Raw genomic sequence first — 9612 nt, forward strand, 5'->3', positions numbered from 1 at the left:
TCAATGCTCCCGGCTGGCAAAGTCGATACGCGGATCGACCAGGGTGTAGGTAAGGTCGCCGATCAGTTTCACCACCAGCCCCAGCAAGGTGAAGATAAACAGCGTGCCGAAGACCACCGGGTAGTCACGGTTGATCGCCGCTTCAAAGCTCATCAGGCCCAGGCCGTCGAGGGAGAAGATCACTTCGACCAGCAACGAGCCGGTGAAGAAAATCCCGATAAACGCCGAGGGGAAGCCGGCGATCACCAGCAGCATGGCGTTACGGAACACATGGCCGTAGAGCACGCGGTGGTTGGTCAGGCCCTTGGCCTTGGCGGTGACCACGTATTGCTTGTTGATCTCGTCGAGAAAGCTGTTTTTGGTCAGCAGGGTCATGGTCGCGAAGTTGCCGATCACCAGTGCGGTGACGGGCAGGGCCAAATGCCAGAAATAATCGAAGATCTTGCCGCTCCAGCTCAGCTCATCGAAATTGTTCGAGGTGAGCCCGCGCAACGGAAACCAGTCCAGGTAACTGCCGCCGGCAAACACCACGATCAGCAGGATCGCAAACAGGAACGCCGGGATCGCATAGCCGACGATGATTGCCGAGCTGGTCCACACGTCGAAGTGGCTGCCGTGTCGCGTGGCCTTGGCGATCCCCAGCGGGATCGACACCAGGTACATGATCAGCGTGCTCCATAACCCGAGGGAGATCGACACCGGCATCTTTTCCTTGATCAGGTCGATGACCTTGGCGTCTCTGAAGAAGCTGTCGCCGAAATCCAACTGGGCGTAGTTCTTGACCATGATCCACAAGCGTTCCGGCGCCGACTTGTCGAAGCCGTACATCTTCTCGATTTCCTTGATCAACGCGGGGTCCAGGCCCTGGGCGCCACGGTAGCTGGAGCCGGCCACCGAGACTTCGGCACCGCCACCGGCGATGCGGCTGGTGGCGCCTTCAAAGCCTTCGAGCTTGGCGATCATCTGTTCCACCGGGCCACCGGGAGCGGCCTGGATGATGATGAAGTTGATCAGCAAAATCCCAAACAGCGTGGGGATGATCAGCAACAGGCGGCGAACAATATAGGCCAGCATTTAATCGCCTCCGCTCGCCGGGTCGGCGCTCGTGTCCAGGGTAACGGCAGGTTTCACGTCAGGCTTGGCCCACCAGGTGGAGGTGCCGACGTCGTAGCGCGGCGAGACTTTGGGGTGCCCCAAGTGGTCCCAGTACGCCACGCGGAAGGTCTTGATGTGCCAGTTGGGGATCACGTAATAGCCAAACTGCAATACGCGGTCCAGGGCCTTGGCGTGGGCGATCAGGCTTTGACGCGAGTTGGCGTCGATCAGCTCTTCGACCAACTGGTCGACGGCCGGGTCCTTGAGCCCCATATAGTTGCGGCTGCCGGGTTTGTCGGCGCTGGAAGACGCCCAGAACTCGCGTTGTTCGTTACCCGGCGAGGTGGATTGCGCAAAGCTGCCCACCAGCATGTCGAAATCGCGCGAGCGCAGGCGGTTGATGTACTGCGAAACGTCAACGCGTCGAATGACGAGGTTGATGCCCAGGTCGGCCAGGTTGCGCTTGAACGGCAGCAGGATGCGCTCGAACTCGGTCTGGGACAGCAGAAACTCGATGGTCACCGGTTTGCCGGTGGTGTCGACCATCTTGTCGTCGACGATCTTCCAGCCGGCCTCTTGCAACAACTGGTAGGCCTCACGCTGCTGGGTGCGGATCATGCCGCTGCCGTCGGTTTTGGCAGGCGCGTACGCCTGGGTGAAGACTTCGGCGGGGATCTTGTCGCGAAACGGCTCCAGAATCGCCAGCTCATCCGGGCCGGGCAGGCCGGTGGCGGCCATTTCTGAGTTTTCAAAGTAGCTGCGGGTGCGCGTGTACGCGCCGTTGAACAGCTGCTTGTTGCTCCACTCAAAATCCAGCAACAGGCTGATCGCCTTGCGCACCCGCACATCCTGGAACATCGGCTTGCGGGTGTTGAACACAAAACCCTGCATGCCGGTCGGGTTGCCGTTGGGGATTTCTTCCTTGATCAACCGGCCCTGGGCCACCGCCGGAATGTTGTAGGCGTTGGCCCAGTTCTTCGCGCTGAACTCCAGCCAGTAGTCGAATTGCCCGGCCTTCAAGGCTTCCAGCGACACGGTGCTGTCGCGGTAGTAGTCGGTGATGCGGTTATCGAAATTGTAGAAACCTTGGGTCACTGGCAGGTCCTTGGCCCAGTAATTCTTGACCCGCTCGTAGCGCACCATGCGCCCGGGCTTGACCTCGGCGACCTTGTAAGGCCCGCTGCCCAGCGGTATTTCCAGGTTGCCCTTGGCAAAGTCGCGGGTGGCCCACCAATGCTTGGGCAAGACCGGCAATTGGCCGAGGATCAGCGGCAGTTCGCGGTTATTGGTGCGCTTGAACTTGAACAGCACCCGCAGCGGGTCTTCGGCCACCACTTCGTCGACGTCGGCGTAGTAGGTGCGGTAGAGCGGCGAGCCATCCTTGATCAGCGCCTGGAAGGTGAACACCACGTCTTCCGCGCGGATCGGGTGGCCATCATGAAAGCGCGCTTCGGGGCGTAGGTAGAACCGCACCCAGCTGTTGTCCGGGGCTTTCTCGATCTTGCCGGCCACCAGCCCGTATTCGGTGATGGGCTCGTCCAGGCTTTGCATGGCCAGGGTGTCGTAGATCAGCGGCAGGTTGTCCGCTGGCACGCCCTTGCTGATGTAAGGGTTGAGACTGTCGAAGCCGCCCATGCTCGATTCGCGGAAGGTGCCGCCCTTGGGCGCGTCGGGGTTTACGTAGTCGAAATGTTTGAAGTCGGCGGGGTATTTTGGCGGCTCGTTGTAGAGGGTCAGCGCGTGTTGCGGCGCGGCGCTGACCGCGCTGCACAGCAACAGGCTGGCGAGTAATGCACGGCGTAAATACATCATTGGGCTTTCTCCGAAGCTTTCAGCCACCATGCGCTCAGGCCCAGGCTGTAGGGCGGCGTGGTGACAAAGGCGAACCGGTTGCGGTACGCCAAACGATGATAGTTGAGGTACCAGTTGGGAATACTGTAGTGCTGCCACAGCAGCACTCGGTCGAGGGCGCGGCCGGCGGCCAATTGTTCTTCGCGGGTTTGCGCCGCCAGCAGTTGCTCCAGCAGGCGATCGACCAGCGGGTTGGCGATGCCTGCGTAGTTCTTGCTGCCCTTGATCGCGGCTTGGCTTGAGTGGAAGTACTGCCACTGTTCAAGGCCGGGGCTCAAGGTCTGGTTGAGGGTGATCAGGATCATGTCGAAGTCGAACTGATCCAGGCGCTGCTTGTATTGCGCGCGGTCAACGGTGCGCAGGCGCGCGTCGATGCCGATGCTGATCAGGTTCTCGACATACGGCTGCAGGATGCGCTCCAAGTTCGGGTTGACCAGCAGGATTTCAAAGCGCAGCGGTTGCCCGTCACTGTTGAGCAGGCGTTGCCCCGACAGCTTCCAGCCGGCTTCGCCCAACAAGGCCAGGGCGCGGCGCAGGGTCTCGCGTGGGATACCGCGACCGTCGGTCTGCGGCAGGCTGAAGGCTTGAGTAAACAGGTTGGCCGGCAACTGGTCGCGGTACGGCGAGAGCATCAGCCATTCATGGCCCACCGGCACGCCGGTCGCGGAAAACTCGCTGTTGGGGTAGTAACTCAAGGTGCGCTTATAGGCGCTGCTGAACAGGGTGCGGTTGGTCCATTCAAAGTCGAACATCAACCCCAAGGCTTCGCGCACCTTGGTCTGGGCGAAGGTTGGCCGCCGCGTGTTCATGAACAGGCCCTGGCTCTGGGTCGGGATCTGGTGGGCGATCTGCGCCTTGATCACTTCGCCCCGGTTGACCGCCGGGAAGTTATAGCCGGTGGCCCAGTTCTTGGCCTGGTGTTCGATATAGATATCGAATTCGCCGGCCTTGAAGGCTTCGAAGGCCACGTCGCTGTCGCGGTAGAACTCCACTTCGACCTTGTCGTAGTTGTAGAAGCCCCGGTTGACCGGCAGGTCTTTGCCCCAGTAATCCTTGACCCGTTCGAACACCAACTGCCGCCCAGGGGTGACCTGGGTGATGCGGTACGGCCCGCTGCCTAAAGGCGGTTCGAAGGTGGTGGCCTTGAAGTCGCGGTTTTTCCAATAGTGCTGGGGCAATACCGGCAGTTCGCCCAGGCGCAGGATCAGCAACGGGTTGCCGGCGCGCTTGAACACAAAGCGGATACGGTGGCGGCTAAGGATGTCGACCCGCGCCACTTCCTGCAGGTTGGTGCGGTACTGCGGGTGGCCTTCGGTTAGCAAGGTGCGATAGGAAAACGCCACGTCGTAGGCGGTGATCGGTTTGCCATCGTGGAAGCGCGCTTGTGGGCGCAGGTTGAACACCACCCAGCTGCGATCCTCGCTGTACTCCACTGACTCGGCAATCAGCCCATAACTGGAGGTGGGCTCATCGCCGGACGGCGCGTACTGGCCGGTGCCGACCATCAAGGGCTCGTTCAGCTCATTGACGCCGTATTGCAGGAAATTGGGGGTGGACACCGGGCTTGAGCCCTTGAAGGTGTACGGGTTGAGCGTGTCGAAGGTGCCAAATGCCATGACCCGCAATGTCCCGCCTTTCGGCGCTGCAGGGTTTACCCAATCGAAGTGGGTGAATTTGGCCGGGTACTTGAGCGTGCCGAACTGCGTGTAACCGTGGCTCTCGGTAATCGTCGCGTTCGCACCAAAGCTCAAGGCCAGACTTATTAGTAGAAGGAGGGGACGCTTCAAGTCAGAGATCCGATCCAGGCGGCTTGGGCTTTATGATCGGTACAGTAACAGCTTGTTCCGGTTGGAAAAAGGCTGCTGAAAACACCCCGCTTGGGGGCTGCTAAGGTATTGAACTGTGTGGAGAACAAATGTGGGAGCTGGCTTGCCTGCGATGCAGGCAACGCGGTGTATCAGGGGCACCAGGGTGATGCTATCGCAGGCAAGCCAGCTCCCACACAAGCCAGCTCGCCACAGCAAGCCTGCTTGCGCAGAGGTTTATCTTGGCCCGGAAACCACCAGCATCTGCCCAGGTTTCAACGCCTGGCCGGTGCGCGGGTTCCAGCGCTTGAGATGTTGCATCTCAACGTTGAAGCGCTTGGCGACGATGTACAGCGAGTCGCCTTTCTTGACCTTGTACTGCACCGGCTTCTTGGCGCCGGCCTTGGCCACCAGCTTGCGCGTGTCTTGCATCACCAGGGTCTGGCCGACCTTGAGGGCCTGGCCGTTGAGCTTGTTCCAGCGCTGCAGGTCATGCACATCGACCTTGTTCGCCTTGGCGATCAACGTGAGGTTGTCGCCATTGCGCACCTTGTAGTTGCGGGTGCGCCCGGCCACTCGCGTGGTCTCAACTTCGTCGAATACCTGCTTTTTAGGGCGCATCGCCAGCAATTCTTCCGGCTTCATCGTCGAAAGGGTGCTAGTGAGCAGTTGCGCCTTGGAACTCGGCACCAGCAAATGCTGGGGGCCATCGAGTGTAGTGCGTTGTTTCAAGGCCGGGTTGAGCTGGAAGAGCTCGTCTTCGTCGATTTCAGCCAGCGCGGCAACCCGTGAGAGGTCCATGCTTTGCTTGACTTCAACCACTTCGAAGTACGGTGTGTTGGCAATCGGGTTCAGGTTGACGCCGTAGGCCTCGGGGGCCAGTACCACCTGAGACAGCGCCAGGAACTTGGGCACGTAGTCCTTGGTTTCCTGGGGCAGGGGCAGGTTCCAGTAGTCAGTGGGCAGGCCGAGCTTCTCGTTACGCTCGATGGCCCGGCTGACCGTGCCTTCGCCGGCGTTGTAGGCCGCCAGGGCCAGCAGCCAGTCGCCGTTGAACATGTCATGCAGACGCGTCAGATAGTCCAGGGCGGCGGTGGTGGAGGCGGTGATGTCGCGGCGGCCGTCATAGGCGCGGGTCTGGCGCAGGTTGAAGTAGCGCCCGGTGGAGGGGATGAACTGCCACAAGCCGACTGCATCGCTGCGCGAATAGGCCATTGGGTTGTAGGCACTTTCAATCACTGGCAGCAGCGCCAGCTCCAGGGGCATGTTGCGTTCTTCAAGGCGTTCGACGATGTAATGAATGTAGAGGCTGCCGCGTTCTCCGGCGTTCTCCAAAAAGGACGGGTTGCTGGCGAACCACAAACGCTGTTGCTCGATGCGTGGGTTGACACCTAAGCCGTCCTGCAATTGAAAGCCCCGTCGCATGCGTTCCCAGACATCCTGGGGCACTTCGGGGCTGGGCTTCTCTGATAGCCAAATAGGTTTTTGCTTGATCTTGACGGCAAGATTGGGTTTGGGTTGCACGGTGGATTGTGCAGCGTAATTAGTCGATTGGCAGCCCGCCAGAGTAGCGGACACAGCCACCGCCACGGCTTGAGCCAGGCGGGTCAATGCGTCTGAAGAAATGGAATTACGAATAGATGACGACATTGGCTGGAAGTAAGTTCCGGGCAAAAATGTCGGGCGATTCTAGAAAGCGCTTTGGTTCCGGTCAACCATTCAGAAATTTCGTATCAGATTGCATCCTGTTAGAACTTATCTTTCCATGCCCTCAAGCTAGCAAACACCTCGGCCCCAGAGCGGTTATCGCGCCCATTCCGTTCGTCTGCTTTTTGTTTAACGGATGTTTCAGCGGTACGTAGAAAAGGGTTAGTGCGTTTTTCCAGGGCCAGGTTGGACGGCAGCGTGATTTCGCCGCGAGCCCGCAGCTGCTTGACGGCTTCCACTCGCTCGGCGATATCGGTGTTATCCGGCTCCACGGCCTGGGCGAATTTAAGGTTACTTTGTGTGTACTCGTGGGTGCAGTAAACCAGTGTTTCGGCAGGCAACGCGGTGAGGCGTTCCAGCGAGGTGTACATCTGTTCCGGCGTGCCTTCGAACAGTCGTCCGCAACCGGCGGCAAACAGCGTGTCGCCACAGAACAGCAGGCCCAGGTGGTAAAAGGCGATATGCCCAAGGGTGTGGCCCGGCACGCTATAAATGTCGAAGTCCAGGCCCAATACGGTGACACGGTCGTTATCTTGCAAGGCGACGTCCCGAGCCGGGATCTTCTCGTTCGCCGGGCCGTAGACCTTGGCGCCAGTAACACTTTTCAGTTGCTCGACGCCGCCGACATGATCATGGTGATGGTGGGTGATCAGGATGTCGCTGAGGCTCCACTGCGGGTTCTGCTTGAGCCAGGCCAGCACCGGCGCGGCATCGCCGGGGTCGACCACGGCGCAGCGCTGGGTTTGCGGGTCCTGTAACAACCAGATGTAGTTGTCGGTGAACGCGGGTAGGGCACTGATCTGTATCATTCTTCGATTCGCCAAGCTGAACACATTGGTGCATCTTAGAACGTCTAGGCGAGTTGGAGAATGCAATGACTGATAAAGCGTTCGCCCAGGCCGATCCTGAGTGGCTGGCCCTGATCAGCGCAGCCCGTGAGTGGCTGTCCGGGCCCATCGGGCAATTTTTGCTGGACGAAGAGCGGCGCATGCTCGAAGACGAGCTGGGCCGGTTCTTTGGTGGCTATCTGGTGCATTACGGCCCATCGGCCCAAACGCCGCCTGCTGCGCCCCAGGTGCAACGTAACGTGCGCCTCGGTGCGCCGTTGCCGGGCGTCGAGATTGTGTGCGAGGAGCAGGCCTGGCCCTTGAGCGAGCATGCCGCCGACGTGGTGGTGTTGCAGCATGGCCTGGATTTCTGCCTGTCGCCCCACGGTTTGCTGCGCGAAGCCGCAAGCAGTGTGCGCCCTGGTGGCCATTTGCTGATTATCGGCATCAACCCCTGGAGCAGTTGGGGCCTGCGCCATGTATTCGCCCATGACGCCCTGCGCCAGGCGCGCTGTATCTCGCCTTCGCGGGTAGGCGACTGGCTGAACCTGCTGGGCTTTGCGCTGGAGAAACGCCGCTTCGGGTGCTATCGTCCGCCGCTTGCGTCGACCAAGTGGCAAGGCCGTCTGGCCGGGTGGGAACGCCGGGCGGGCGCCTGGCAACTGTCGGGTGGCGGCTTCTATTTGTTGGTGGCACGCAAGATCGTGGTCGGGCTGCGGCCGGTACGCCAGGTGCTGCGCCAACCTATGGGCAAGCTGGTGCCGATGCCGATGGCCAAGGTCAATCGCAAGCAAAGCGAACCGTAAAAACTCTTTTTGATTACCGGCCGAGTCTTTCGGCCTCGGGATACTGTCGGTCCATTACCGCCAGCCCGTTTTGATGGATGCAACCGATGACCGATAGCGTAGAACTCTTCACCGATGGCGCCTGCAAGGGCAACCCGGGCCCCGGCGGCTGGGGCGCCTTGCTGGTGTGCAAGGGCGTGGAGAAGGAGTTGTGGGGCGGCGAAGCCAACACCACCAACAACCGCATGGAGCTGATGGGCGCCATTCGTGGGCTGGAAGAACTCAAGCGCCGCTGTGACGTGCTGTTGGTGACCGACTCGCAATACGTGATGAAAGGCATCAACGAGTGGATGGTCAATTGGAAGAAGCGCGGCTGGAAAACTGCCGCCAAGGAACCGGTGAAAAATGCCGACCTGTGGCAACTGCTCGATGAGCAATGCAACCGCCATAACATCACCTGGAAATGGGTGCGCGGGCACATCGGCCACCCAGGTAACGAACGCGCCGACCAGTTGGCCAACCGGGGTGTGGATGATGTGCGGGGCTACAAGCAGAGCTGATGGCGACTCACGTGTTAACATCGCGCCCCTTGATTCACACCACACTGCATACCACCGTTGAGAGCTGAACCCTGATGGCCATCCGATCTGTTGTACTCGATACCGAAACCACCGGCATGCCGGTGACCGATGGTCACCGGATCATCGAAATCGGCTGTGTCGAATTGATGGGTCGGCGCCTTACCGGTCGCCACTTCCACGTCTACCTGCAACCGGACCGTGACAGTGACGAAGGCGCTATCGGCGTCCACGGCATCACCGACGAATTCCTCAAGGGCAAGCCGCGCTTCGCCGAAGTGGCCGACGAGTTTTTCGAGTTCATCAACGGCGCGCAGTTGATCATCCACAACGCGGCGTTCGACGTCGGTTTCATCAATAACGAATTTGCCCTGATGGGGCAGAAGGATCGTGCGGATATCTCCCAGCACTGCTCGATCCTCGACACCTTGATGATGGCCCGTGAGCGTCACCCGGGCCAGCGCAACAGCCTGGATGCCTTGTGCAAACGCTACGGTGTCGACAACTCCGGTCGTGAACTGCACGGCGCCTTGCTCGACTCCGAGATTCTGGCCGACGTTTACCTGACCATGACCGGGGGGCAGACCAGTCTGTCCCTGGCGGGTAATGCCTCTGACGGCAACGGCTCGGCGGAAGGTTCAGGCAACCGCCCTTCGGAAATTCGCCGTCTGCCGGCGGATCGCAAGCCCACTCCGATCATTCGTGCCAGTGAGCAGGATTTGGCTGAGCATGCGACGCGGTTGGAAGCGATTGCCAAGTCGGCCGGTGCGCCGGCGTTGTGGTCGCAGCTGACGCAGCAATAAGATCGGCTGAACTTGATCAAACGGTGGGAGCTGGCTTGCTTGCGATAGCCATAGGTATCTACAAATCTTTTTATGGGTTGAATTCTTTGGTTGTCGCGGGGGCGGTGGGTACATATCCGTTGCTGCGGTAACGGCTTCGTATGGTTCCGCTCTTACAGCCA

General features: G+C 60.0%; 8 protein-coding genes. 3 read left to right on the forward strand and 5 right to left on the reverse strand.

The annotated features are described in order from the left end of the window. The 5 genes from ACI77I_RS21300 to gloB form a co-directional block, all read right to left on the reverse strand. Positions 1 to 1074 (reverse strand): microcin C ABC transporter permease YejB, encoded by a 1074-nt coding sequence (locus ACI77I_RS21300; RefSeq protein ID WP_094953757.1) that lies wholly within the window; start codon positions 1072 to 1074, stop codon positions 1 to 3. Beyond that, positions 1075 to 2907, reverse strand: coding sequence for an extracellular solute-binding protein (locus ACI77I_RS21305; protein WP_406998326.1), 1833 nt, complete (start codon positions 2905 to 2907; stop codon positions 1075 to 1077). Continuing rightward, positions 2904 to 4733, reverse strand: coding sequence for an extracellular solute-binding protein (locus ACI77I_RS21310; RefSeq protein ID WP_094953759.1), 1830 nt, complete (start codon positions 4731 to 4733; stop codon positions 2904 to 2906). The genes ACI77I_RS21305 and ACI77I_RS21310 overlap by 4 nt, the downstream gene beginning before the upstream one ends. Positions 4734 to 4988: 255 nt before the next feature. Next, a complete protein-coding gene (locus tag ACI77I_RS21315; protein WP_263274939.1) occupies positions 4989 to 6401 on the reverse strand; it encodes a transglycosylase SLT domain-containing protein in 1413 nt (470 codons plus the stop codon). A 98-nt stretch (positions 6402 to 6499) separates the two neighbouring features. Further along, positions 6500 to 7267 (reverse strand): hydroxyacylglutathione hydrolase, encoded by a 768-nt coding sequence (gloB, locus tag ACI77I_RS21320; RefSeq protein ID WP_406998327.1) that lies wholly within the window; start codon positions 7265 to 7267, stop codon positions 6500 to 6502. Positions 7268 to 7332: 65 nt separating this feature from the next. On the opposite strand from gloB, the gene ACI77I_RS21325 reads away from it, so the two are divergent. From ACI77I_RS21325 to dnaQ, 3 genes are all read left to right on the forward strand, one after another. Next, positions 7333 to 8091, forward strand: coding sequence for a methyltransferase domain-containing protein (locus ACI77I_RS21325; RefSeq protein ID WP_094953853.1), 759 nt, complete (start codon positions 7333 to 7335; stop codon positions 8089 to 8091). A gap of 86 nt (positions 8092 to 8177) precedes the next feature. Beyond that, entirely contained in the window at positions 8178 to 8630 is a 453-nt protein-coding gene (gene rnhA / locus ACI77I_RS21330) for a ribonuclease HI (protein WP_010171667.1), read from the forward strand. Positions 8631 to 8710: 80 nt separating this feature from the next. Further along, positions 8711 to 9451, forward strand: coding sequence for a DNA polymerase III subunit epsilon (gene dnaQ / locus ACI77I_RS21335; RefSeq protein WP_176463026.1), 741 nt, complete (start codon positions 8711 to 8713; stop codon positions 9449 to 9451). Positions 9452 to 9612 lie beyond the last annotated feature (161 nt).

This window comes from Pseudomonas sp. D47 (assembly GCF_045447305.1).
Lineage (GTDB): Bacteria > Pseudomonadota > Gammaproteobacteria > Pseudomonadales > Pseudomonadaceae > Aquipseudomonas.

What these genes read in the sequence shown, in the direction of transcription:
- ACI77I_RS21300 (WP_094953757.1), bottom strand. Translation starts at nt 1,074, where the DNA reads ATGCTGGCCTATATTGTTCGCCGCCTGTTGCTGATCATCCCCACGCTG.
- ACI77I_RS21305 (WP_406998326.1), bottom strand. Translation starts at nt 2,907, where the DNA reads ATGATGTATTTACGCCGTGCATTACTCGCCAGCCTGTTGCTGTGCAGC.
- ACI77I_RS21315 (WP_263274939.1), bottom strand. Translation starts at nt 6,401, where the DNA reads ATGTCGTCATCTATTCGTAATTCCATTTCTTCAGACGCATTGACCCGC.
- gloB (WP_406998327.1), bottom strand. Translation starts at nt 7,267, where the DNA reads ATGATACAGATCAGTGCCCTACCCGCGTTCACCGACAACTACATCTGG.
- ACI77I_RS21325 (WP_094953853.1), top strand. Translation starts at nt 7,333, where the DNA reads ATGACTGATAAAGCGTTCGCCCAGGCCGATCCTGAGTGGCTGGCCCTG.
- rnhA (WP_010171667.1), top strand. Translation starts at nt 8,178, where the DNA reads ATGACCGATAGCGTAGAACTCTTCACCGATGGCGCCTGCAAGGGCAAC.